At 62.1% G+C, this 22,727-nt stretch carries 19 protein-coding genes and 1 pseudogene; 12 read left to right on the top strand and 8 right to left on the bottom strand.

Annotated features, from left to right (window positions below; translation table 11 throughout):
• The first annotated feature begins 18 nt into the window (after window positions 1-18).
• Together G6N83_RS05495 and G6N83_RS05490 are read left to right on the top strand one after the other, a co-directional pair.
• Complete coding sequence (locus tag G6N83_RS05495; protein WP_241246297.1) at window positions 19-1,482, top strand: DHA2 family efflux MFS transporter permease subunit; 1,464 nt, start codon at window positions 19-21, stop codon at window positions 1,480-1,482.
• A 9-nt stretch (window positions 1,483-1,491) separates the two neighbouring features.
• Window positions 1,492-2,706, top strand: a complete 1,215-nt coding sequence (locus G6N83_RS05490) for an MFS transporter (RefSeq protein WP_165140106.1) — start codon at window positions 1,492-1,494, stop codon at window positions 2,704-2,706.
• Between the two features lie 18 nt (window positions 2,707-2,724).
• On the opposite strand, the gene G6N83_RS05485 is transcribed toward G6N83_RS05490, so the two are convergent.
• A complete protein-coding gene (locus G6N83_RS05485) occupies window positions 2,725-3,216 on the bottom strand; it encodes a DUF2231 domain-containing protein (protein ID WP_165140104.1) in 492 nt (163 codons plus the stop codon).
• A gap of 4 nt (window positions 3,217-3,220) precedes the next feature.
• The gene (locus G6N83_RS05480) at window positions 3,221-3,892 is read right to left on the bottom strand and encodes a hypothetical protein (RefSeq protein ID WP_165140102.1); all 672 of its coding nucleotides are present in this window, start codon (window positions 3,890-3,892) and stop codon (window positions 3,221-3,223) included.
• Window positions 3,893-4,059: 167 nt separating this feature from the next.
• Between G6N83_RS05480 and G6N83_RS05475 the strand changes: the two genes are divergently transcribed.
• From G6N83_RS05475 to G6N83_RS05465, 3 genes are all read left to right on the top strand, one after another.
• Window positions 4,060-5,709: a GAF domain-containing sensor histidine kinase gene (locus G6N83_RS05475; RefSeq protein ID WP_165140100.1), complete on the top strand. Its 1,650-nt coding sequence runs from the start codon at window positions 4,060-4,062 to the stop codon at window positions 5,707-5,709.
• Window positions 5,706-6,350, top strand: coding sequence for a response regulator (locus tag G6N83_RS05470; protein ID WP_165140098.1), 645 nt, complete (start codon window positions 5,706-5,708; stop codon window positions 6,348-6,350). Before G6N83_RS05475 ends, G6N83_RS05470 begins: the two co-directional genes overlap by 4 nt.
• Window positions 6,351-6,448: 98 nt before the next feature.
• Window positions 6,449-8,299, top strand: coding sequence for a heavy metal translocating P-type ATPase (locus tag G6N83_RS05465; protein ID WP_165140096.1), 1,851 nt, complete (start codon window positions 6,449-6,451; stop codon window positions 8,297-8,299).
• Here G6N83_RS05465 and G6N83_RS05460 read toward each other — a convergent pair.
• Together G6N83_RS05460 and G6N83_RS05455 are read right to left on the bottom strand one after the other, a co-directional pair.
• On the bottom strand, window positions 8,293-8,676 hold the full coding sequence (locus G6N83_RS05460; protein ID WP_165140094.1) for a fluoride efflux transporter FluC: 384 nt from the start codon (window positions 8,674-8,676) through the stop codon (window positions 8,293-8,295). The two genes, G6N83_RS05465 and G6N83_RS05460, sit on opposite strands and share 7 nt — an antisense overlap.
• On the bottom strand, window positions 8,673-9,131 hold the full coding sequence (locus G6N83_RS05455; protein ID WP_165140092.1) for a fluoride efflux transporter FluC: 459 nt from the start codon (window positions 9,129-9,131) through the stop codon (window positions 8,673-8,675). The genes G6N83_RS05460 and G6N83_RS05455 overlap by 4 nt, the downstream gene beginning before the upstream one ends.
• Window positions 9,132-9,324: 193 nt before the next feature.
• On the opposite strand from G6N83_RS05455, the gene G6N83_RS05450 reads away from it, so the two are divergent.
• Window positions 9,325-10,278, top strand: coding sequence for a Dyp-type peroxidase (locus G6N83_RS05450; RefSeq protein WP_183408411.1), 954 nt, complete (start codon window positions 9,325-9,327; stop codon window positions 10,276-10,278).
• Here G6N83_RS05450 and G6N83_RS05445 read toward each other — a convergent pair.
• Together G6N83_RS05445 and G6N83_RS05440 are read right to left on the bottom strand one after the other, a co-directional pair.
• Window positions 10,275-11,585: an HNH endonuclease signature motif containing protein gene (locus tag G6N83_RS05445; RefSeq protein WP_165140088.1), complete on the bottom strand. Its 1,311-nt coding sequence runs from the start codon at window positions 11,583-11,585 to the stop codon at window positions 10,275-10,277. The genes G6N83_RS05450 and G6N83_RS05445 overlap by 4 nt on opposite strands.
• Window positions 11,586-11,753: 168 nt before the next feature.
• Entirely contained in the window at window positions 11,754-13,367 is a 1,614-nt protein-coding gene (locus G6N83_RS05440) for an MFS transporter (RefSeq protein ID WP_165140086.1), read from the bottom strand.
• 182 nt (window positions 13,368-13,549) lie between these two features.
• Between G6N83_RS05440 and G6N83_RS05435 the strand changes: the two genes are divergently transcribed.
• The 5 genes and pseudogenes from G6N83_RS05435 to G6N83_RS05415 all read left to right on the top strand — a co-directional run bounded on the left by G6N83_RS05435 (window position 13,550) and on the right by G6N83_RS05415 (window position 17,387).
• Window positions 13,550-13,897: a UBP-type zinc finger domain-containing protein gene (locus G6N83_RS05435; protein ID WP_165143165.1), complete on the top strand. Its 348-nt coding sequence runs from the start codon at window positions 13,550-13,552 to the stop codon at window positions 13,895-13,897.
• Window positions 13,894-15,149 (top strand): annotated as a pseudogene (locus tag G6N83_RS05430) (NAD(P)/FAD-dependent oxidoreductase). Before G6N83_RS05435 ends, G6N83_RS05430 begins: the two are co-directional and overlap by 4 nt.
• Window positions 15,150-15,198: 49 nt before the next feature.
• On the top strand, window positions 15,199-15,894 hold the full coding sequence (locus tag G6N83_RS05425) for a phosphatase PAP2 family protein (protein WP_165140084.1): 696 nt from the start codon (window positions 15,199-15,201) through the stop codon (window positions 15,892-15,894).
• A gap of 78 nt (window positions 15,895-15,972) precedes the next feature.
• Entirely contained in the window at window positions 15,973-16,776 is an 804-nt protein-coding gene (locus tag G6N83_RS05420; RefSeq protein ID WP_165140082.1) for a DUF1206 domain-containing protein, read from the top strand.
• 71 nt (window positions 16,777-16,847) lie between these two features.
• Window positions 16,848-17,387, top strand: a complete 540-nt coding sequence (locus G6N83_RS05415; RefSeq protein WP_165140080.1) for a YaeQ family protein — start codon at window positions 16,848-16,850, stop codon at window positions 17,385-17,387.
• Between the two features lie 75 nt (window positions 17,388-17,462).
• On the opposite strand, the gene G6N83_RS05410 is transcribed toward G6N83_RS05415, so the two are convergent.
• Window positions 17,463-18,428: a sugar-binding transcriptional regulator gene (locus G6N83_RS05410; protein WP_165140078.1), complete on the bottom strand. Its 966-nt coding sequence runs from the start codon at window positions 18,426-18,428 to the stop codon at window positions 17,463-17,465.
• A gap of 140 nt (window positions 18,429-18,568) precedes the next feature.
• On the opposite strand from G6N83_RS05410, the gene G6N83_RS05405 reads away from it, so the two are divergent.
• On the top strand, window positions 18,569-20,407 hold the full coding sequence (locus tag G6N83_RS05405; RefSeq protein ID WP_183408412.1) for an alpha/beta hydrolase family protein: 1,839 nt from the start codon (window positions 18,569-18,571) through the stop codon (window positions 20,405-20,407).
• A 59-nt stretch (window positions 20,408-20,466) separates the two neighbouring features.
• Here G6N83_RS05405 and G6N83_RS05400 read toward each other — a convergent pair whose 3' ends face one another.
• Window positions 20,467-22,644 (bottom strand): glutamine synthetase III family protein, encoded by a 2,178-nt coding sequence (locus tag G6N83_RS05400; protein WP_165140076.1) that lies wholly within the window; start codon window positions 22,642-22,644, stop codon window positions 20,467-20,469.
• Window positions 22,645-22,727 lie beyond the last annotated feature (83 nt).

The raw sequence follows: 22,727 nt of genomic DNA, 5'->3' as shown, positions 1-22,727 counted from the left end.
CGCTGCCATACTGGCCCCGTGTCGAACCCCACTAGTGAAGTCCCCGTCGAGCAGGACTCAACCGGAATTACGGCAGCACACCGCCGTGTGATCGGCCTGCTGCTGATCTCGGCATTCGTTGTCATGCTCAACGAAACCCTCGTCGGTGTTGCCCTGCCGCGGATCATGGATGACCTCAAGATCGGTGCATCCGTAGCGCAATGGCTCGTGACCGCTTACATGCTGACGATGGCAGTGGTCATTCCGCTCACCGGCTTCCTCATGAAACGCTTTACGACGCGTGCGGTATTCATCGGTGCGATGACCCTTTTCGTCGTTGGCACGCTGGTAGCGGCGGTTGCGCCCGTGTTCGGCATGTTGCTTGCGGGTCGAGTACTTCAGGCCGCCGGCACGGGAGTCATGACGCCGCTGCTGATGACAACCATTATGACGGTGGTGCCGGTAGGCCGCCGTGGTCGAATGATGGGAACCATCACGATCGTCATGTCGGTGGCGCCGGTGATGGGGCCGCTACTCGGCGGGATTATCGTGAACTCGCTGCCGTGGCAGGCGCTGTTCATCATCATCTTCCCGTTCGGAGTGCTGGCGCTCGTGCTGGGTATTTGGCGGATGACGAATGTCAGCGAACCAGAGCGCGTGCGTATCGACATCCTCTCCGTGTTGCTATCGGTGTTAGCGTTCGGTGGGCTGATCTATGGCTTGTCTGAGTTCGGCAACGAAACGAAGGGTGTTTCGACGATGTCGCCCCTGATCCCGGTGCTCGTCGGCGCTCTTTCGCTCGCAGCCTTTGTATTCCGCCAGCTGTATCTTCAGCGCACCAACGAGGCCCTCATCGATCTGCGAATCTTCGCATCATCAGCCTTCACTCGGGCGCTCATTATGATGGCGGTCATGAATGCGATCCTGTTCGGATCGCTGACGCTTTTGCCGCTGTACATTCAGGATGGCCTCGGGCTCAGCCCCCTCCAGTCCGGACTGATAGTTCTGCCTGGGGGCCTTCTCATGGGTCTGGCCGGCCCATTCGTTGGACTGGCGTTCGACAAGATTGGCCCACGGCCACTTGTGATCCCCGGAGCCATCATCACCTCGGTCGCGTTGTGGATGATGGCGTTGATGCTCACGGCGCACGCAACCTTCGGAACCGTGCTCGGCCTCTACCTCGTGCTTTGTGCCGGTCTCGCTCTGCTCTTCGCCCCGCTGTTCACCGTCGCACTGAGTTCGGTGAAAGATCAGTTCTATCCCTACGCCAGCGCCGGCATCGGCACCGCGCAGCAGATCGCTGGAGCTGCCGGTACCTCTCTTTTTATCGTGGTGTACACGATGGTCGGTACATCGGTGCGCTCGGGGGGCGGGTCAGCTTCACTCGCCGTTGATCAGGGCGCGCACTATGCGCTGTTATTGGCTGCCGTCCTGTCGTTGGCGATCATCGGACTCTCGTTCTTGATCCGCAAGCCCAGCGCTGTCGAAACGGCCACGGACTGACGTTCCCACATGGCGTCCTCTTTGCCTCGCGCGGATCATTCACGCAGTCGCGTCATCTGGATTCTCGCAGCGATCGTCTTCACTGCGGCGATGCTGCGAAGCCCTGTCGTCGCCGTCGCTCCGGTCGCGCGCGTCGTCGAGCAGCAGCTCGGTATCAATGCGACAGTGCTTGGATTACTCACCAGCGTCCCGGTGCTCGCGTTCGCTATTTGTGCACCGCTCGGCGTCGCCATCGTTCGCCGTGGTGGCGCGAACTTCGCCCTCACTCTGAGCCTTGCGGGCGCCGTGGTGGGGTGCGTTATCCGCTCTTCCGGAGAGCTGGCAGCGGCACTTCTCGGAACTGCGATCATCGGCGTCTTTTTGACGATCGGCAATGTCGTGATGCCGGTCATCATCGCTCGTGACTTTCCGCCGAACCGTGTGCACACCATGACCGGAGTGTTCACAGCGTCTTTGAATATCGGCACGATGACCGTCACAGTGTCGACAGCGCCGCTTGCCGGCGCACTCGGATGGCGCGTGGCCCTCGCCGCGAGCGTTGCGTTCGGTGTGGCAGCGCTCGCCACCTGGATTGCACTCCACGGAATCCGCGGGGCTGTCGTCCCCGAGCGTCGACGCGTGGATGCTAGTCCTGCAACCGCGGCGGGATCTGCCGCAAAGCACGGCACGACATGGATCTTGGGCGCGGCCTTCGCCGGTCAGGCGTTCTCTTTTTACGCGATGACGGCATGGCTGCCGACACTGTTGACGGACAGCGGTTTCGGCGTAGAAGCCGCGGGTGCGATAGCGGGCATTTTCCAGGTTGCAGGTATTGCCGGTGCGCTCCTTGTTCCGCTGCTCACGACGCGGGGCTCCACACTCGTCGCCGTCGTCGCTGTAGCCGCGGCCTGGGTTTCGGTCCCGCTCGGGTTTCTGTTCTTCCCGCAGGGTTGGCTCTTGTGGTGCTTACTCGGCGGTGTTGCGCAGGGCGGCGGGCTCACCATCATTTTCATCATGATCGCCGGGCTCGGCGGCGGACAGCGCGTCATCGCGGGGCGCTCAGGACTCGCCCAGATGATCGGATACGGCATCGCGGCGATGGGGCCGACAGTCGTTGGGGCTCTTCACGAGCAGACGGGTGATTGGGTCGTATCGCTGTACGTGGTGCTCGCAGCGCTACTCATTTTTGCGCTCGCGGGCGGCCTCGTCGCCGGTCGATTGGACCGAGTTCCCGCGCCGAATTGAGAACACAGCCCCTCGGGCCTAACCGAGTTTGGAGTCCCACACTGCTCGGGCACCCGACTCGCCGATGATCACGACGACCACGACCGACCCGATCGCGACGGCGATCACGGCGATGCTTAGCGCCATGGTGATCGTCGTGCGGATCGTCTTCGATGTGAATTGCTTCGCATATCGACCATCACCCGTGCAGAACGCAAACCAGAACCACTGCAGCGCGGCGATGATGAATAGTGCAATTGCCCAGGGCAGGAGGGTATCTCCGAGCTCGGTGTGCAACTCGCTCAGCGCTGTTTCAGAGACCTGCTCTTCGAGCGCTTCCCCCGCCTGTGTCGTGATCGGCACGCTGATGAGTGCCACGAGAGCCAAGATCGGAGTCACGAGGCCCAGTCGGCGCCGAGCCGCAGGCCAGAACGTCGAAAGTACGAGACAGATGGCTGTGAGGGGCACGACGATCACCACGAAGTGGACGAGCAGAACGTGAATCGGAAGTCCGTTAAATAGCCAGTCCATGTGTTCATTCCTTAGTGGAGAGTGTGAGCCGATCGGCGGGAGGTTCTGCGCTCGCGAAGGCCATGCGCGCAATCAGGACGGGCGCATTGATATTGACGAGCACGTCGTGGATCACGAGAGCAAACGGCGAGTCGGGCTGAGAACAGCCGGGCCCGAGAACCAGAATCGTCGCGTTTCGAGAGGCATCGAGGAGCGCTTCGGCTGGCGGACGCGCTGTTATCCGCGTGCGTACGACAAGGCCAGGCCAACGGTTCTTGACGGTTGCCGCTGCGGTTGCGAGTTCAGAAGGGGCTTTCGCTGACTCGCGCCCGAACGACGAGTGAATAAGTTGTAGTGGTTCGCCGAGCGCTGCAGCTTCGGCACCCGCGACGGATGCCACGAGTTCGGCTGTCTCGGCGTGGTCGATGCCAGCGATGACACCGGCGCGAAAACGCAGGTCGACATCGGGAACGACAGCGACGCTGCTTCGAGTGCTCGAGGCGATCTGGATGCCGCGCGCCCCGTACCCGCGCGCATGGATGAAGCCCGTCTTTCCCGTGCCGATGACAAGCAGGTCATCTCTCTGAGCGAAGCCTGCCAGCGTGTGAGAGATCGGACCGTGCAACACGATCTCCTGGTGGCCCGATGATTGGGAGGAACCGGTTCCGGGATCAACACGCACCGTGACGACGGGCACACGGGTCCTCGCGGCTCGTGATGTCGCCCAAGCCAGCGCGTTCTCAGAAGGTCGAGTGTCATTGACTGCGACCACGTAACGTGTGCACACTGCCGTCGCCCCCGATCTTGTTACTGCTCATCTTTCGCCGAGATCAGGCATCCGATCAGTGCCGAAAGTCCTAAAACATGAAAGCAACCGTAGACTCGGGCACTGACGGTGGGGGAGAGGGCGAGATGGATGCTGATTCGCTCCGCCTGCTCGCAGCCAACCACACCGTGGTCGAGGGGCTCGAACTTGACCAGGTTCTTCGCCACATCGTCGATGCGGTCGTCAGCCTCGTGGATGCCGAATATGGCGCTCTCGGTGTGATCGCACCGGACGGCCATTTAGAGCGATTTATCTACGTCGGTATCTCCGACGAGGTAGCGGCGAAGATCGGTCACTTGCCAGAGGGCCACGGCATCCTGGGTGCAGTCATCGACAGCGACGCGGCGATTCGCCTCGATGACCTCGGTGCTGATTCGCGCTCAATCGGGTTTCCGGCTCACCACCCGCCCATGGGGGCTTTTCTCGGTGTGCCGATTCGCACGAGACACGAGACCTACGGAAATCTCTACCTGACCAAACCCGCGGGCGACTCTTTCACCGCCGAAGACGAGGAACTCGTCACGGGACTCGCGGCCACCGCGGCCATAGCGATCGACAATGCTCGCCTTTATGAGGAATCCGTGCGTGCACACCGCGTCAGCACGGCATTGAGCGAGGTAACTGCAACCCTGCTTGCGCCTGACGCGGGCGATGCTTTCGGGGTCGTCGCTGAGCGAGTTGCGGCGCTCGTCGGCGCGGATCTTGTGACGATTGTCGTGCCCGGTGCGACGACGTCCGAGTATCGAATCGAAACGGCACGCGGTGTGGGTGCCGCCGCCATCGAGGGCACCATTCTTCCCGGCAACGACTCGCTCGTCGCGCGTGCCATCGCCGGTGGGCACGTTGTCTCGACCCAAAACAGTGCCGATGCCCCGTGGTTTGGTGAACAGTTCACGGACGGTTCGACGGTCGCGGTGCCCCTGGTGGTTTCGGGTGCCGCGGTGGGAGCGCTGTGCATAACACGTGGTTCGCAAGCGGATGCCTTTTCGGCAGTCGACCTCGCCACGATCGCTGAGTTCGCAGCTCAAGCAGGCCTCGCTGTCGCGCTCGCCTGGGCGCGTGCTGACCGTCATCGCCTCGATGTGATTGCGGATCGATCGCGAATCGCGCGAGATCTCCACGATCATGTGATTCAGCGACTCTTTGGTACCGGCCTCGGGCTTCAGGCGCTTGCCGGTTCGGTTCCCGCGCATGCGGCGGCGCTCGATGGGCACGTGACAGAGATCGACACAGCGATTGCCGACATCCGCACCGCGATTTTCGCCTTGCAAAATTCTGCAGCGGAGTCGGTACGTCATCGGCTGCTCGACGTCGTGACGGAATTTACACCGAGTCTTCGCCGCCCGCCACGCATCAGCTTCTCGGGTCCGGTTGATTTGATCGCGAGCGGCGCTCTCGCCAACGATGTGGTCGCCGTCGTGCGTGAAGCTCTCGCGAACGTTGCACGCCACGCCCATGCCGAGACAGCGGTTGTGGTCGTCGCCGTCACTGAAACAGAATTGAAAGTCACGGTGGACGACGACGGCATCGGAGTCGCCGCGATACCACCAAGAGCGAGCGGCACGGCAAACCTGGCGACGCGCGCCAGCGCTTACGGCGGCGTGTTCGTGCTCGAACCGCGGATCGACGGCGGCACACGTGCGAAGTGGCAGGTTCCGCTCGCATCGACAGCTAAGGAGCAACGATGACCCGCGTTTTTCTCGTCGATGACCACGAGATCGTGCGCCGAGGAATCGCGCAGCTGATCGACGCCGAACCGACATTCGAGGTCGTTGGCGAGTCGGACGCTGTGCGAGGCACGCTCGGTCGAGTCGCAGCGACGATGCCGGACATCGTCGTGCTTGATGTGCGCCTCCCTGACGGGAGCGGCATCGATCTGTGCCGCAGCATTCGCTCAGCGCACCCCGACATCCGATGCCTCATGCTCACCGCATACGACGATGACACGGCCAGTGTCGCGGCGGTCGTTGCCGGAGCATCGGGCTACGTGCTCAAAAACATCCGGGGCCGTGGTCTCATCGAGGGCATTCATCGGGTGGCGCGGGGCGAGAACTTGATCTCTCGCGAAGTCACTGATCGAGTGCACGACTTTTTGAGTTCTCACACGCCAGAGTCTGCGCCTTCGGTCGAATTGACGTTGCGTGAACGTCAGGCGCTCGAACTGATCACCGAGGGCCTCACAAATCGGCAAATCGGGGAACGCCTCGGCATCGCCGAAAAGACTGTCAAAAACTATGTGTCTGGGCTTCTCGCCAAGCTCGGAATGGAACGGCGCACGCAAGTCGCCGCATACGGCGCTGCTGCGCACGCGCGCGACAGTCGTGAATGACTCGCGCAGATAGGACCAACGGCTCTATGGATTCCGCCGCTGCGCTGTGATGGTTAAGAAGTCGGCTTGACGCAGAGTCGCCGATAGAAGGGCCCAAAATGGGTGCCGTACTCGGACGTACGCTGGCGGCCGCGCGGCGTTTTCCCTGGGTAACCGCAACGATTGGTGTCGCCATCGTGGCAGGAGTTCTGGCTTTCACGCCGTGGGCCGAAGCGGGGTTCTGGCTCATCGTCACCTACGTCGTCGCGATGGCCCTGAGATCAGCGTGGGCGATGGTCCGTGCGCTCCTCCGCGGTATTTTCGGCGTCGACATCATCGCGGTGACGGCAATCGTGGCGGCAGTGCTGGTGGGCGAGGAATGGGCAGCCCTCGTTGTCGTGCTCATGTTGACGACCGGTCAGGCACTGGAAGAGTACGCCGCTCACCGTGCACAGCGTGACCTCACGGCGCTCCTGTCACGAAACCCGCAGACTGCGCACCGGGTGACAGCGAGCGGTGAGATCGAGGAGGTGCCGGTGACCGCTGTGATGTCGGGCGAGCGTATCCTCGTGCGCGCGAACGAGCTCGTTCCGGTGGACGGATTACTCGTAAGCGCCGCCGGCGCATTCGACCAGTCGTCGCTCACCGGGGAGAGCCTTCCCGTAGAGAAAGTAGCGGGAGACGAGATCCTCAGCGGCACCGTCAATGGGGCGGCATCCGTCATCCTCGACAGTGTTCGCGAAGCCAAAGACAGCCAGTATCAGTTGATTGTCGCGCTCGTGGAGCGAGCTGCAGCGACCAAAGCGCCGGTAGTGCGTCTTGCCGACCGGTTTGCTCTACCGTTCGCGCTTGCTGCCTACGCGATCGCTGGGGCAGCATGGTGGGTCTCGCAGGATCCAGCCCGATTTGCCGAGGTTCTGGTCGTGGCAACACCGTGTCCACTGATCATCGCGGCGCCGGTCGCGTTCATGGCGGGGATGAGTCGAGCTGCGCGCGAAGGGATCATCATTCGGAGCAGTGCGACTCGTGAAAGTCTGCACCGTGCCCGCACTTTCGCTTTCGATAAGACCGGAACGCTGACGCGAGGAACCCCGACGCTCCTTGAGGTTCGATCTGAGGGCTCGACTGCTGCTGACGCGCTGCTTCGGGCCGCGGCATCCGTCGAGGCCACCTCTGCACACGTGCTCGCGGCGGCGACAGTTAGTGGTGCCGAGGCACGCGGCATCGTGCTAGATCACGCCGAAGATGCTTTCGAAACGACAGCGAGTGGCGTCACGGCAGAGGTGGTCGGTCAAACCGTCGCAGTCGGTAAGCGCGACTTCATCGCGGCTCACCTCGGTTCCGATGTGCGCCCGGCTCAGATCGATGGTGGCGAGATCGCCATCTACGTCGCGATCGCGGGAGCATTTGGTGGTGTCCTCGTTTTTCGCGATCAACTCCGAGAAAACGCGGCGGAGACACTCGAAAGAATTCGTGCGCTCGGCATCCGAAACCTCATGATGCTCACGGGGGATGGGCAAGTGACAGCCGACCACATCGCATCGTCTCTTGGCCTGACCGACGTGCACGCCAATTGTCTGCCGGCAGACAAAGTGGCGCTCGTCGCGGGTGCCTCGGCTCGCCCGGCGGCGATGGTGGGCGACGGCATCAACGATGCGCCCGTTCTTGCCGCAGCCGATATCGGCATCGCGATGGGGGCTCGAGGTGCGACAGCCGCGAGCGAAGCGGCAGATATCGTCATTTTGCGCGACGATGTTTCGCGAGTGGCGGATGCTCTGGCCATCGGCCGCAGAACCGTCAACGTTGGGCTGCAAAGCATCTGGGTCGGTATCGGGCTCAGCCTCGGGCTCATGGTGCTCGCCGCGTTCGGCTTCGTTCCGGCGCTTGTGGGGGCGTGGCTACAAGAAGGAGTCGACGTCGTCGCCATTGCGTGGGCACTGCGAGCAACACGACCGGGCTCAGGTCAGTAGCTGATGGCGTCTGCGAGCAGAACGCCGCCCGCCGCGGCGGCAAGGGCGCCGCCGAACATTCCGCCGCTGTAGATCAGCGCGGCGCCGAACTTTCGCCCACGAACCAGGTCGACGGTTTGAGTGCTCGCCGTGCTGAAGGTCGTGTAGCCGCCCAAGAACCCGGTCGCGACGACGGCGGCCCAGGCTTCGGGAAGTACCTGACTGATTGAAAGCCCCACAACAAAACCCAAAACGGCCGAACCGCTGATATTGATGAGGACGGTGCCGTACGGCAGGTATTTCGAGGTACGAGAGGTAACGAAACTATCGAGCGCGAAGCGTGCCCCCGCTCCTACTCCGCCAGCTGCCGCGATCAGCGCGACTACCCAGCTACTCACTTCGCCCCACCTTCCGGTTTCATGCCGAGCCGCAACCGCCCGACGCAACCGCCAAGCCACGCCGCGATGACACCGAGCACGATGGTTGGTGCGCCGAAGAGAATCCACGTGCTCGCCATGCCCGCCATGCCGAGCAGCATGTCTTCGTCATTGATGAACGTTCCGTACGTCGTAAATCCTCCGAGTGCGCCGGTGCCCACGAGAAGGCGGATCTTGGCGCGACCGGGGGTCTCGGGTCCTTTCAACGCGATGGCGCTGAGTAGCCAGCCGAGCAGAAATGCGCCGGCCACGTTGATGATCGCGATCGCGGTCGGAAAGCCCGCTGCATCTGGAATCGCTTCGCTCACTGCATACCGAACCAACGTGCCTGCTGCACCGCCGACCGTCACAAGGCCCACGTCGCGCAGACGCAGACGCAGACGCGGACGCGGTGGCGGTGACGTGTTCGTGGACATAGCGCAATCGATACGTGGGAGTCGGCGGAGGATGCTGCCTTTCGAAACGCTAACCGGGGAGGAGGTTTGCGGCATCCGTCATCTGTCTGAGGTGCTCTCGGCTGCTCTCGACAATCGTCTAGGAACGAAATCTCGCTGGTGACGGAATCTTGAAGTGCTTCTCAACACTGCGAGAAAGGCGAAGCCGATGGCCATGTCGATACCCGCACAGCGAGTTCCGATCGAACCGCAGAGCGTCGACGCGCCGCTTACCGGTTCGGCGGTGTTTCTGGTCCTCACGGTCTCAGACACCGCGGACGCGTACGCCGCCGCCAAGTCGACGCTGGGGAGTGTGTCGGATATTCAAAAGAATGTCGCTTTTCGCGATCTGGGGGCTTCGCTCTCGTGCACGGTTGGTATCGGGAGTCGAGTGTGGGATGCCGTGACGTCTCATCCGCGACCAGCCGAGCTGCACGATTTCCGACCGGTTGTCGGTGCGAAGCACACGGCCTCGGCAACCCCAGGCGACATCTTGCTGCACATTCGGTCGGACCGGCGGGATCTCTGTTTCGAGCTCGAGCGCCAACTCCTGGATTCTTTCGGAAGCGCTGTCAGTGTGGCCGATGAAACTATCGGGTTTCGGTATTTCGACATCAGGGACCTTCTGGGCTTTGTCGATGGCACCGCAAATCCGGTTGGTCAGGCGCTTCCTGACGCGACGCTCGTGGGAGAAGAAGACGAACGCGTCGCGGGTGGTACGTACGTCGTCGTGCAAAAGTATGTACATCCTCTCTCGGCGTGGCATGCGCTCACGACAGAGCAACAAGAGGCAATCATGGGCCGGACTAAGGCCGACAATGTTGAACTCGACGATGCAACCGACGGGCAGAAATCGCATAAGACGCTTGCCACGATCGTGGACGATGACGGAGAACACGACATTCTTCGCGACAACATGCCGTTCGGTACGCCGGGTTCGGGCGAATTCGGGACCTACTTCATCGGGTATGCCCGTCATCTTTGGGTGATCGAGAAGATGCTGGAACGCATGTTCATCGGAGACCCTCCCGGAGCCCACGATCGACTTCTCGACTTTTCGACAGCACTGACGGGCTCCGTGTTTTTTGCGCCGTCGGCCGAACTGCTCGATTCGCTCGCTGACGGCTAGCCGGTCAGGTCGGGTTCGAATGCGACGCCGGGTGGTTTATCGGTGTAGCTTCGCCCGGTCGGTGACGTCCACTCGAGGACTCCGTCGCCGACTTGTTTCACCGTCCACCGGCTCGCGTGTTTCACACTGTGGTGTCTTCGACACAGGTGCGCGAGGTTGTGTTGATGTGTCGGCCCGCCGAGCGCGGCGTCGACTGTGTGATCAATATCGCACCGGTGGGTGGGCATGCGGCACCCGACGAACCGGCAGTGCTGATCCCTAGCCCGAAGTTGCCGCTTCAACTGATCGTTCGGCCGGTACCGGTCAACCGAGACCACGGTCCCGGTGACCGGGTGGGTGAACACGCGATCCCACCCCGGTGCGGTTCCGGCGAGCCGCCGGGCACTCTCCGGATCAACCAGACTGAGGCCCGACAGGTCCGCCGGGGTCGATGCCGTGCCCGCGAGGGTCGTGGCAGGCACCGTGACCTGCACGATCGCCTTGATCGCACCCAACCCGCCGCAATCGTCACCCGCCAACGGGTCGAGGCTCGGCACCGACGTGAGCAGCATGTCGGAGAACAGGTCGGCGCGGATCTGATCCGTCGTCCGCCGATCATCCACCGGCTCGTCCTCGGTGTGAAGTTTCGTGCCGTAGTCCGACCGTCCCGCCTGGAAGTCTTTCAACGCCCGCGCCTGCTGCGTAAGCCGGTTGAAAATCCCATGCGCTTGCACCGACGGCAACACCGCGTTCAGAGCACTCATCCCATCAGCCAGATCGAACAGGCGCACCGTACGCGTCGCGTCCGCGTCTTCAAAACGCTCTTCCAGCGTCCGCGGCTGCGCTTTCTCAGCCAATACGGCGGCGAACCCCCGCAACCGCCCCGGCGTCTCGGCCTCAGCGACCCCGACAACCTCGTGGTCGTACTGGGCTTTGGCTGCGGCATCCGTCAGGTTTTCACCCGCCCGCAACACGGCTTGTACATGCCGTTCCGAGATACGCCCCGCACTCCACGACGCGAACGTCTCTGGGTACGCCCCAGTCACTTCGATCGCGTCGTCGATCCGTGCCTGCGCGGTGCGATCCGACAACCGCAGTGCCGCCGCAACTTCTGCTGCGACGGCCCGCATCGGAATTTCCCGATCCCGTGAGTCTCGCGATGTCATCCGTCGAATTTGCGCGAGCGCGATCCGCCCCATGTTCGCGAGAACCTCGGCCCGTGCCGCCTGCATCTGAGCGATCTGTTCATCGAACGAAATCAACGCCGACACAGACTCAGACAGCACGTACGCCTCTGCTTCTTGCTGCTCGGTTTCGTTCTCTGACATGACACAAGTATCGAACATACCTCCGACATTGACCACCCCAAATCAGCCCGAAAAGCCCCGATGTGGATAACTTTCTCAAAAAACTTTTGGGGAGAAGAAGATGCGCGGTTGACCGGCGAACAATCACCCCAGTCAGCCCGCCCGCGCCACAAACTCTCCGCAGGAGACTCAGGCCTCAATCGGTGGAATCTTGCTGCGGCGACGCGGCACGATAAGAGCGATGTAGTGGTCAACGAGGGGAGCCTCGCTACTATGCGCACGAGCTCGCGCGAGCAGATCGCTGTCGAACTTCGTCGTTCGCGACTCATGCTGGCTTAAGTGCTCGCGCCACGAACCCACGGCGTATGCCTCGACGAGCATTCCCGAGTCGTCGGCATCGGTGTAAAGCTCCCAGCGGCGCGCTCCGGTGCGGTACCGCGTCTGCTCTACCTGCCGCATGACGTGGATGAACGCAGATCGGTCGGACTCCGGTACCCGATATCGCACCAGAACGAGCACTTGTTGATCGTCATCGGAACCGCGCGAGACATCAAGCACCCCGGGGATCGGCACGATCTCTCGCCCAATCCCCGCTGTGCTCGCAACTGGCCAAATGAACTGCGACAAACCTGCGACGAGCACGGCCGCGCCCGCGGCGACTACAGCGATGTCGGCCCCCACGGCCGATGCGAGCACGCCGGCGAGCGTAGCGCCGACGGCCGAGCCGCCGTAGAGCGCGAGTTGATAGATCGACAGACCCCGGGTGCGCACCCAAACAGGGAGAAAAGCCTGCACGCTCCCGTTGATGACGGCGATCACATTGAGCCATGCGAGACCAGCGGCGATCAAGACCGGAACCGTCAGCCACAGCGACGGCGAGACGACGAGCACGATGAGCGCGAGACCGTAAACGAGAGAAGAAGCCAGCACGACCCCATTGGCCCCGAGCACGCTTCGTACACGCGGGAGCAGAACGCCGCCGATTATTGAACCGACACCAAGCGAGCCGAGTAAGAGACCGTATCCGCCGGCGCCAAGCCCCAAAGAGGTCTCAGCGATGGTCGGGAGAAGTGCCCAGAGCGCGTTCGCGGGCACCAGAAAGAGCGCCAAACGCACGAGGGTTGATCGCACGATCTTGGAGTGCAGCACGTAGCGCAGCCCCGCTCTCGTGGCGTCAAGAAATGGTTCGGGGCGCGGGCGAGGAGGTGCATAGGAGCGCCACAGAATGAGTACGCCGAGAAAAAACACGAACGAAACGGCGTTGATCGCGAAGACAGCGGCAACACCGAGCTGAGCCACGATAAGACCCGCCGCCGCGGGCCCGATCGCACGCGCGATGTTCACGCTGATCGACGAGAGCGACGCGGCATCCGTGATCATCTCTCGAGGAACGATGTCGGGAATCAGCGACTGAAAAGCTGGAAGCTGGACTGCTGAGCAGACACCCAGCAAGAATGTTGTCGCCAGGAGAGTGGTCGGGGTTGTCTGCTGCGTCCACGTCAGATAAGTGAGAACACCCACAACAATGAGCTGGACGAACTGCGCGTAGATCAGCACGTGGCGGCGATTGAGGAATTCGCCGATCACGCCCGCAGGCACGGCGAACAGTAACACCGGTGCCGCCGCAGCAGTTTGCACAAGCGCGATCACGAACGCGGAACTTCCGCCCTCGACGAGTAGCCACTGAGCGCCGACGCTCTGCATCCAGCTACCAATATTGCTCACCAGCGCCGCAGTCCAGATGAGTCGAAAGACCGGAAGCGTAAACGGGGCAAACCCCGAGGTGTGGCCCTGCGTGCTCATGCATCCCTCATCTCGCCGCAGAAATAATGACGATATCGAGACCGGATGCTGCGAACTTCACACTTTTGTCAGCCCACCTTTCGACGAATGTCGAGTTCGAGAGTTCATCGTTCGTTTGACCTACTGGTAGCTGCCGGCGCGAGCCACAATGGCCGAAGGTGGCTGAACCCAGGGGAGACACGATGACGATTGCCGGAATCAATCCAACCGTTCCGCCATCAGGCGACGGGTGCGTAGAGTGCAACGAATCAGGGTCATGGTGGGTGCATCTTCGACGCTGCACAGAGTGCGGACACATTGGCTGCTGTGACGACTCGCTGAACACTCACGCGCGAAAACATGCGCGCAGCAGTGGACATCGCTACATCCGCAGCTACGAGCCCGACGAGGACTGGTTCTGGGACTATGTCGCGAACGAGTATTTGAACGGGCCTCGGCTGGCCCCGCCGCAACATCAACCGCGTTCGCAGTCGGTGCCCGGGCCCGCCGAGAGACTGCCCGAGGACTGGCAAGAACTTCTTTCGTCATGACGGCATTGTCGACGCTCATACATGTGTACGGGGCTGCACGTGGTCGCGATGCGTTTGCCCTTCGCGACTTCCTGACACGCAGTGTGGTCGACTTCGATTGGACGACAATCCTGACGGATGCTGAAAGCTCGGCTCTCTTCGGAACGTCACTGCGGCAAACCCGCATGCCGATCGTTGTCTTTCCCGATGGCACCCGGCTCGATGATCCTTCTGTGCGCGAAGTCGCTGAGCACCTGGGCTGGATAAGTGCACCGCGGCGCAAGGAGTACGACCTCTCGATCTATGGCGCAGGTCCGGCAGAGCTCTCGGCCGCGGTGTACGCCGCATCCGAGGGTCTCAGCGTTGCACTCATCGAGCGCGACGCTATCGGTGGACAGGCCGGACCGAGCAGCCTTATCGAGAACTATCTCGGCTTCCCATCCGGAATTCGCGGAGCTGAGCTAGCAGAGCGGGCGCGCCAGCAAGCGGTGTCGTTCGGCGCCGAGATTCTGCTGATGCGCGAAGGCGTGAAGGGTACGTTTCGCGACCATCACATTCACGCACAGCTCGCCGATGGCAGCGCGATGGTCGCTCGCGCAAACATCTGCGCGACCGGAGTGGAATGGCGCCGCCTCGGGCTCGAACGCGAAGACGATTTTCTCGGTGACGGCATCTATTACGGCGCGGGCACGAGTGAGGCATCTCAATGCAGCGGGGAACACGTCTATATCGTGGGCGGCGCTAACTCCGCGGGCCAGGCGGCGATGAATTTATCCGCACATGCTGCGCGGGTGACCATGCTCGTGCGCGGCCGTCTCTTTCCGAGACGATGTCGACCTACCTGCGTGATCGCGTCATCTTGCAACCCAACATTGATGTGCGCCTGGGCACCCGAATTGTCGCCCTTGACGGTGACGAAACGCTCGAAGCCATCGTCGTGGAAGACGCTGCAGGCCAACATGAGACGCTCACTGCTGAGCGGGTTTTCATCTGTATCGGTGGCCGGCCGAACACCGCCTGGTCGAGGGAGACAGCGATTGTTCAAGACGAGTTCGGGTTCCTCGTCACAGGGCCCGACCTCACTCCGCAACAACTCGACGCCTGCTGGCCGCTTGCGCGAGCGCCGTTTTACCTCGAGACGAGCGTGCCAGGATCTTTCGCCGCGGGTGATGTGCGTGCCAATTCGGTCAAGCGGGTGGCATCCGCGGTCGGCGAGGGAGCGATGGCTGTGACATTCGTGCACCGTCATCTGGCCGAGATGTTCGGGCAGTAACTCGACGCGTCGGCATAGCGTTCGGCCCGTGTTCTGGCACGATCTGTTCATGCCTGAACTTCCGAAAGGCGCGACGGCGGGCGAGCCCGACGCGCAGGAGCCAGCCGCCCCTGATTTCCGTAGGCCAATCGCGCTCGCGGTCGGAGTCAGCGCGACTGTTGCGTTCGTCATCCTCCGTCTGGTGATTGCGCTCGGCGACACAAAACCGCTCGCGGTGGACCTTTGGTGGCACGACGCCATGGTGGGCACCCTGACCGACGTCGGTGTCGTCGTTGCCTGGGTCCCCGGGATCATCGGTGGAACCCTCGGAATGATCGTGATCGGCAGCCTGGTTGTTGCCCTCTTTTTCATTCGGAAACGACCGTGGGATGCGGCAACTCTCGCAAGCGCGATCATCATCGTCGTGGCGATCGGGGCACCGATGGCGGCCGTCATCGCTCGCGTGCGGCCTTCGGACTCGCTGGCGGAAAGCGTGGATACGTCGTTTCCCTCGGGCCATACGGCGGTAGCGACGACGTTCGTGATCATCCTGTCGCTCATCTTGAGGCGCTGGTATGTGTGGGCGGTGGGCATCGCGTGGGTTCTTCTCATGATGTGGAGCAGGACGTACCTGCATGCCCACTGGCTGAGCGATGTCGTTGCCGGAATGCTCGAGGGGATCGCCGTCGCCACTCTCGTGTGGTGCGCGGTAGAGGTCGTGCGCGATCGCCGCGCAATTCGGTCTCAGCGAGAGCGAATGGTGTAGCGCGTTCGCCGCCTACGGCAACGCAAAGTAAATCTCAAGCCCATCACGGCATCGGAGGAGGATCGGTAGCCTCCGAAGATGGCCAACGCAAAGGGTGCCGCGCGAGCGGCGAAGGATTCGAAAGCGCTCCGCACGCTCGCACGCGTAGGGTACGCGGTGCTCGGTATCGTGCACATCGTCATCGGGGGCATCGCAGTGTCGATTGCTGTCGGTGCCGGTGGCGGCGAAGCTGATCAGGGCGGCGCCATGGAACAGATCCAAAAGAGCCCCGCTGGAGTGTTGCTGCTCTGGGTCATTGCAGTCGGGCTCCTTGCGCTTGCTGTGTGGCAGATCGTTGAAGCGTTTCTCGAACGCGACCCCGACACGAAGAAGAAGTGGGGCTACCGCGTCAAGTATGTCGGCACCGCGGCGGCCTACTTCGCGATCGCCGGGACCGCATTTGTGTATGCCATTGGCGGCCAGTCGGATTCATCTCAGTCATCGCAGTCTCTGAGCGCGCAGCTGCTTGCCGCGCCGGCAGGTGTCTTCTTGCTCGTGCTGGTCGGCCTTGTCGTCACAGCAGTGGGCATCGCGTTCGTCGTCCGAGGGGCTACTCAAGCGTTCACGAAGAAGCTCATGATTCCCTCGGGTGCCAAAGGGCGTGGAATCGTCACCTTCGGCGTCGTGGGATACATCGCCAAGGGCGTGGCCGTCGGCGTTGCCGGCGTGCTCTTCGTCGTGGCTGCACTCACCCACGACGCCGAGGCAGCAGGTGGAATGGATGCCGCGATCCACACGCTCGCCGCACTACCCTTCGGCGCGTTCATTCTCTGGATCGTCGGCTTGGGACTCATCATTTACGGTATTTTCTGTTTCGCGCGAGCGCGCTACGCGAAGATGTAACACCACGTTTCTCGAGGGCGGCACAGCGCCGAGAACGCTGACGGCGCGGGCGGGGCATAAGCTCAGGCGTTATGGCAATCGGCGCAACAATCCATACGTTCACTGTGCAACTGGCGGATGTTGACCGCGGCGTCTATGACGAACTCACGCTTCGTGTGGCGCGGCATCCCTCTGAAACCGACGCGTACATGATGACTCGCGTGCTGGCCTACTGCCTCGAGCTCGAAGAAGGAATTGGCTTCAGCGAGGGCGTCTCCTCAACTGAGGAGCCGGCCGTCCTCGTGCGAGACCTGACCGGCGCGCTCAAGGTATGGATCGAGGTCGGGGCGCCGGATGCCGCTCGTCTGCACTACGGCAGCAAGCTCGCCGATCGCACCGTTGTCTACACCCATCGCGACCCCGCGAAAGTGGCAGCGCCGTGGGCGGGAAAGCGCATCCATGACGCTGGCGCAATCACGCTGCGAAGCTTCGACGTGGGCTTCATTGATGCCGCCGCGGCACTTCTTGAGCGCCGCAACACGATGACGCTCTCGATCACCGAGGCGCAGCTGTACCTCGAGCTCAACGGTGCAACTTTGAGCTCAGGCATCCACGAGCGCGGCGTCGAGTAGTCCGCGCCGCAAACCCTTCGCGACTTGCCCGTTTCTGTGGGTGTGTGAGCCCCGCAACCCGCAAGAACGGGCAAGTCAGCGGGTGGGGGCGCGGTCCAGCGCCGCCACGACGCGGCTGGCAGTTTGCTCATCGAGGATGAGGTGCGTGATGACCCCGGCATGCAGCGCCGCGATGAGAGGCTCGACCTTGTTGTCACCGGCAACCGCACAGACGCGTCGCGGCATCCGCTTGAGCTCTTTGGGGGTCGGCCCCGTGGCCCGCTGATTGAGCGAGAGATCTTCGTAGGTGCCGTCGGCACGCAAAAACACCGTGCACACGTCGCCGACAACGCCCTCATCGTCGAGGGTTTCGATGTCTTCGGGTTCGAGGTAGCCCGCGGAGTACACATGGCTTGGCACCTCGCCGGTGAGGGCACCGATCGAAAACAGCGCGATGTCGACGCGACGTTGCACGTCGAGCACTCGCGCCACCGAACGTTCGTGCCACATTGCCTCGCGGGTCGCGGCGTAGTCGAAGAAAGCTGGCACTGGAAAAAGGTGCACGCGTGCGTCAAAAGCGCTGCCGAAGCGCGAGATCAAACTCCCGATGTAGTCGACGCCAAAAGTGCGGTTATTGGCCGCGCCGTTGAGCTGCACGATTGAGCTGCCACGCGTCGGTTTCTTGCTGAGATGTTTCGCGATCGCAGCAAGAGTCGTGCCCCACGCAACCCCCAAAACCATGTCGGAGTCGAACCAGCCCGACACCATGCGAGCCGTCGTGATGGCTACCTGCTCGAGCCTCTCCTGCGTCGTAGCCGAGTCGTTCACAGGAACCACAGAGGTTTCGACCCCGAATCGCTGCGAAATGCGCTGACCAACCTCGGGAGCACGCGTGGGTGCGGGGCGCAGCGTGATCTCGACGAGGCCCGTCTCACGAGCCTCTTTGAGCATGCGAGAGACCGTCGACCTCGACATATGCAGGTGGGCTGCGATCGCCTCCATCTTCATGTCCTGGAGGTAATACATCGTCGACGCCGCGAGGATCGTGTCGTCTTTATCCATCGTTTTCTTTCTGCACATACGTGCACATTCTCTGGGCAGATTGCCAGGCGGCCTGCTCATCGTAATACGCTCCTCGACGCGTCCTGTCTTCGCCGCCGCAGTAATCACCGCCGATACCCACACAAAGGAGTAGGGATCACATGAAAACCCCCTTACTGAGAAGAAACCCGTTCTGGCTTGCCCTGTCTCTCGTGCTCATGCTCATATCGGGAGTCGTCGCTTCGGCCGTGCAGACGGATGCCGGTGGCGTCGATATCGAAGACATGCGCTGGGAGACCGCGTCTGGTCAGATGATGAGCGCACTGCTGTTCAAGCCCGACACGGCAACGGTTGATAACAAAGCCCCCGCGATCGTTGTGAGCCACGGCTGGTGGAACAACCGCGAAATGCAAGACGCCAACTACGTCGAGCTTGCGCGCCGCGGATACGTCGTCGTGTCGATCGACATGTACGGCCACGGCAACTCTTCGTACCTGCTGAATGACGAGCTCACTCTCGGCGGCACCGGCATGTACGACGCCGTCAAGCTGGTAGCCGACTTTCCCTACGTTGACCAGAACAAGATCGGTGTCTCTGGTCACTCCAACGGTGCGCGCGCCGCTAACTTCTCGGTCGCGCTCGACAACGAAGCCGACACACAGCTCATCGACGCCGTCTTCCTCGTCGACAACGACCCGACATACACGGATGCCGATGGCGCCTATACCAACGTGTACGGCTCACGTGACGTTGGCCTTGTTGCCGATCAGTACGACGAGTTCTTCTTCCGCGGCTACGACGAGACCGGAGCAGTTGTTTCTCTCCCGCGTGACTACATCACGAGTCCCAATGCACAGTCGTTCTTGAACTTCGGTACAGATCCCGCTGATGGGGAGACGCGTGACGCGAACCAGTTCTACTCTGAAGACGGCGCCGTTCGCATCATCTACAACCCCGCGCAAACCCACCCGTGGGGCACGATCTCTAAGGCGACAGTCGCCGACCAGCTCGAGTACTGGGATGAAGTTTTCGGCACACCGACACCGATCGCCGCTGGCTCACAGATCTGGCAGTGGAAAGAGGCGTTCACCGCGCTTGGTCTTGTCGGATTCGGTATCTTCCTCGTCGCATTCACGCGGGCGCTCCTCGGAACGCGAGCGTTTGCTGGTCTGAAGTCTGACCTGCCGAAGACGATTGCGGCGAACACCCGTAAGGGCCTCGCATGGTTCTGGGGCGGGCTCGCGGCCACTGTGTTGTTCTCGGGCGTCAGCTACGTGTGGCTCAGCCAGCAGCCGATCATGCAGGGGATCGCATATAACATCACGCCCACGATCTTCACCCAGGGCGCAGTGTTCTTCATCGCCGCATGGTCTGCGATCAACGGCATCTTCGCTGCCATCGTCATGGCGATCTCGTACTTCGCGTTCGGCAAGAAGAACGGAGTCAACCTGCGTGACGTCGGAGTGCTGCCCGGGTGGAAGAAGTTCTGGCACGGCATCGGGCTCGGCGCTGTGGTGGTGACCACAGCGTTCGCGATCGTGTTCGTGATGGACTACTTCTTCAAGACCGACTTCCGGTTCTGGGTGCTCGCGGTAAAGGCGTTCGAGGCTGACAAGCTGTGGATTGCACTGCTCTACGTGCCGTTCTTCCTCGTCTACTTCGTCGCGAACTCCGTCGCCGTCAACGGCTTCAACCGGTTCACGATGCGGGGCAAAGAGTGGGTCAACACGTTGCTCTTGGCGGTTGCGAACTCGTTCGCGCCGATCGTCCTCGTGGTCGCGCAGTACGCGACGTTCTTCATCAGCGGCGAGCTCATCCCGGGCTTTGGCGGAATCTTCAGCATCTGGCTGTTCCCGGTGATCGTGATTCTGGCGGCATCCGCGGTCATCTCGCGAAATATCTACCGCGTGACGAACAACCCCTACATCGGCGGGTTCATCAACGCAGCTGTCGTCACCATCATTTCGGTGTCGAACACGCTGACGGTGATCTACTCCTGAAAGATAACGATCGCCCCGGCGCGCATCTTGCGTGTGCCGGGGCGATCGTCGTATTCGCGCTACAGGATGTAGAGCATTTCTTGGTATGTCGGCAGGGGCCACAGGTCATCCGCGATGACGCATTCGATATCGTCGGATGCCGCTCGCACAGCTGCCATTGCAGGCAGAAGCGACTCGCGCGCGTGCTCCGCCTCGGCAAGCGTTTCGTGTCCGACCTCTTCACTCAATGCTTCGCTGAGAGCTGCGAGCGCTGCGCGCAGCGCGGTGAGAGGTTCGGTCACCTCATTGAGGGGCGCAAGATCAGGCTCGATTCCGGCCGCTTTCAGCGCTGCCACGTTGTGAGCGAGCTCGGTCTGATACCTCATCGCCGCGGGCAGAATCGATGTGGCGCCGATCTCGAGCGTGAGGCGCGCCTCGACCCCGATCGTCAGCGCATACTGCTCGAGCCCGATTTCGTACCGGCTGTGCATTTCTCGCTCGTTGAAGACCTTGTACTTCTCAAACAGGGCCAGCGCTTCGTCCGAGATGAGTTCGGGCAGTGCATCGAGGGTCGTGCGCAGGTTCTTGAGTCCACGCTTTTCGGCTTCGATGGGCCATGCATCGCCGTAACCGTCACCGTTGAACACGACGGCGCCGTGTTCGGTGATGATCTTCGTGAGCAGGTTCTGCACAGCGGTGTCGAAGTCGGTGCCGTCGGCGACCGCTGCTTCGAGCTCGGTTGCCGCGTAGTCGAGCGAATCAGCCATGATCGTGTTGATCGTGACCATCGGACCGTTCACCGTCTGCAGTGATCCCGGCGCTCGGAATTCGAACCTGTTGCCGGTGAAAGCGAACGGGCTCGTACGGTTGCGATCGCCCGGGTCGGTCGGCAATACCGGAAGGGTGTCGACGCCGATCTGCATCGTGCCTTTGCCCTTCGACGATGTGGCAGCTCCCGCCGCGATCTGCTCGAACACGTCGGCGAGCTGGTCACCGAGGAAGATCGAGATGATCGCCGGCGGCGCCTCGTTCGCACCGAGGCGGTGATCGTTCGATGCGGATGCGACCGAGGCACGGAGCAGTCCGCCATAGAGGTGAACGGCACGGATGACGGCGGCGCAGAAGACCAGGAATTGCGCGTTGTCGTGGGGGGTGTCGCCCGGGACGAGGAGAGACCCGAGGTCGCTGTTGCCGAGCGAGAAGTTGACGTGCTTGCCCGAACCGTTGACGCCCTCGAAAGGCTTCTCGTGGAACAGGCACTCCATGCCGTGCTTCTTCGCGATCGTCTTGAACGTCGTCATCAGCAACTGCTGGTGGTCGGCAGCGATGTTTCCGCGCTCGAACGTGGGCGCAATCTCGAACTGGCCGGGCGCGACCTCGTTGTGACGCGTCTTCGCCGGAATTCCGAGCTTGAACAGCTCGCGTTCGGTGTCCATCATGAAGCCGAGCACGCGCTCCGGGATAGCACCGAAGTAGTGATCGTCGAACTCTTGGCCCTTCGGAGGCTTCGTGCCGAACAGCGTGCGGCCTGAGTTGAGAAGGTCGGGACGCGCCAGGAAGAAGTGACGGTCGACGAGGAAGTACTCCTGTTCGGGTCCACAGAACGAGACGATTTTGCCGGGTTTGCTGTGGCCGAAGAGCGCGAGGATGCGCTCGGCGTGCTCGCCCATCGCCTGCTGCGATCGCAGCAGCGGCGTCTTGTGGTCGAGGGCTTCACCTGTCATCGAGACGAACACCGTCGGGATGCAGAGTGTGTTGCCGTTGGGGTTTTCGAGCACGTAGGCGGGGCTTGTGACGTCCCACCCGGTGTAGCCGCGGGCTTCGAACGTGTTGCGGAGTCCGCCGTTCGGAAAGCTTGAGGCGTCGGGCTCGCCCTGAATAAGGGTCTTACCGGCGAATTCCGCCAGAGCCGAACCATCGCCCACCGGCTCGAAGAAGCTGTCGTGCTTCTCGGCGGTGAGTCCGGTGAGCGGGTAGAAGACGTGCGCATAGTGGGTGGCGCCGCGTTCCAGCGCCCAATCCTTCATGGCCGAGGCGACGGCATCCGCGACGAGAGGGTCGAGCACGGCACCGTGCTCGATGGTCGCCATGACCGACTTGAAGATGGGCTTCGGAAGCCGCTGGCGCATCACGATCGTGCTGAATACGTTGGATCCGAAGATCGTACCTGGTGTTTCGGACTCATCGAAGCTGACAGCCGGCGGTGCAAAGGCTTCGACATCTCTGATCGCTTCACGACGAACTGCGTTACCACTCATGATTCTCCCGCGGTCAATGGCCTGCGTCGGGGTGTGCGAGCCTGATGCTGAACTTAGAGCTACGCTGCGTCGGTGCCGTTTCG

Source organism: Microbacterium endophyticum, from assembly GCF_011047135.1.
Lineage (GTDB): Bacteria > Actinomycetota > Actinomycetes > Actinomycetales > Microbacteriaceae > Microbacterium > Microbacterium endophyticum.
Note: the sequence above shows the minus strand (reverse complement) of the source record. Positions and strands in the feature narration are given on the sequence as shown.

What these genes read in the sequence shown, in the direction of transcription:
- G6N83_RS05490 (WP_165140106.1), top strand. Translation starts at nt 1,492, where the DNA reads ATGGCGTCCTCTTTGCCTCGCGCGGATCATTCACGCAGTCGCGTCATC.
- G6N83_RS05485 (WP_165140104.1), bottom strand. Translation starts at nt 3,216, where the DNA reads ATGGACTGGCTATTTAACGGACTTCCGATTCACGTTCTGCTCGTCCAC.
- G6N83_RS05475 (WP_165140100.1), top strand. Translation starts at nt 4,060, where the DNA reads ATGAAAGCAACCGTAGACTCGGGCACTGACGGTGGGGGAGAGGGCGAG.
- G6N83_RS05470 (WP_165140098.1), top strand. Translation starts at nt 5,706, where the DNA reads ATGACCCGCGTTTTTCTCGTCGATGACCACGAGATCGTGCGCCGAGGA.
- G6N83_RS05465 (WP_165140096.1), top strand. Translation starts at nt 6,449, where the DNA reads ATGGGTGCCGTACTCGGACGTACGCTGGCGGCCGCGCGGCGTTTTCCC.
- G6N83_RS05455 (WP_165140092.1), bottom strand. Translation starts at nt 9,131, where the DNA reads ATGTCCACGAACACGTCACCGCCACCGCGTCCGCGTCTGCGTCTGCGT.
- G6N83_RS05450 (WP_183408411.1), top strand. Translation starts at nt 9,325, where the DNA reads ATGTCGATACCCGCACAGCGAGTTCCGATCGAACCGCAGAGCGTCGAC.
- G6N83_RS05445 (WP_165140088.1), bottom strand. Translation starts at nt 11,585, where the DNA reads ATGTCAGAGAACGAAACCGAGCAGCAAGAAGCAGAGGCGTACGTGCTG.
- G6N83_RS05440 (WP_165140086.1), bottom strand. Translation starts at nt 13,367, where the DNA reads ATGAGCACGCAGGGCCACACCTCGGGGTTTGCCCCGTTTACGCTTCCG.
- G6N83_RS05435 (WP_165143165.1), top strand. Translation starts at nt 13,550, where the DNA reads ATGACGATTGCCGGAATCAATCCAACCGTTCCGCCATCAGGCGACGGG.
- G6N83_RS05425 (WP_165140084.1), top strand. Translation starts at nt 15,199, where the DNA reads ATGCCTGAACTTCCGAAAGGCGCGACGGCGGGCGAGCCCGACGCGCAG.
- G6N83_RS05420 (WP_165140082.1), top strand. Translation starts at nt 15,973, where the DNA reads ATGGCCAACGCAAAGGGTGCCGCGCGAGCGGCGAAGGATTCGAAAGCG.
- G6N83_RS05415 (WP_165140080.1), top strand. Translation starts at nt 16,848, where the DNA reads ATGGCAATCGGCGCAACAATCCATACGTTCACTGTGCAACTGGCGGAT.
- G6N83_RS05410 (WP_165140078.1), bottom strand. Translation starts at nt 18,428, where the DNA reads ATGGATAAAGACGACACGATCCTCGCGGCGTCGACGATGTATTACCTC.
- G6N83_RS05405 (WP_183408412.1), top strand. Translation starts at nt 18,569, where the DNA reads ATGAAAACCCCCTTACTGAGAAGAAACCCGTTCTGGCTTGCCCTGTCT.
- G6N83_RS05400 (WP_165140076.1), bottom strand. Translation starts at nt 22,644, where the DNA reads ATGAGTGGTAACGCAGTTCGTCGTGAAGCGATCAGAGATGTCGAAGCC.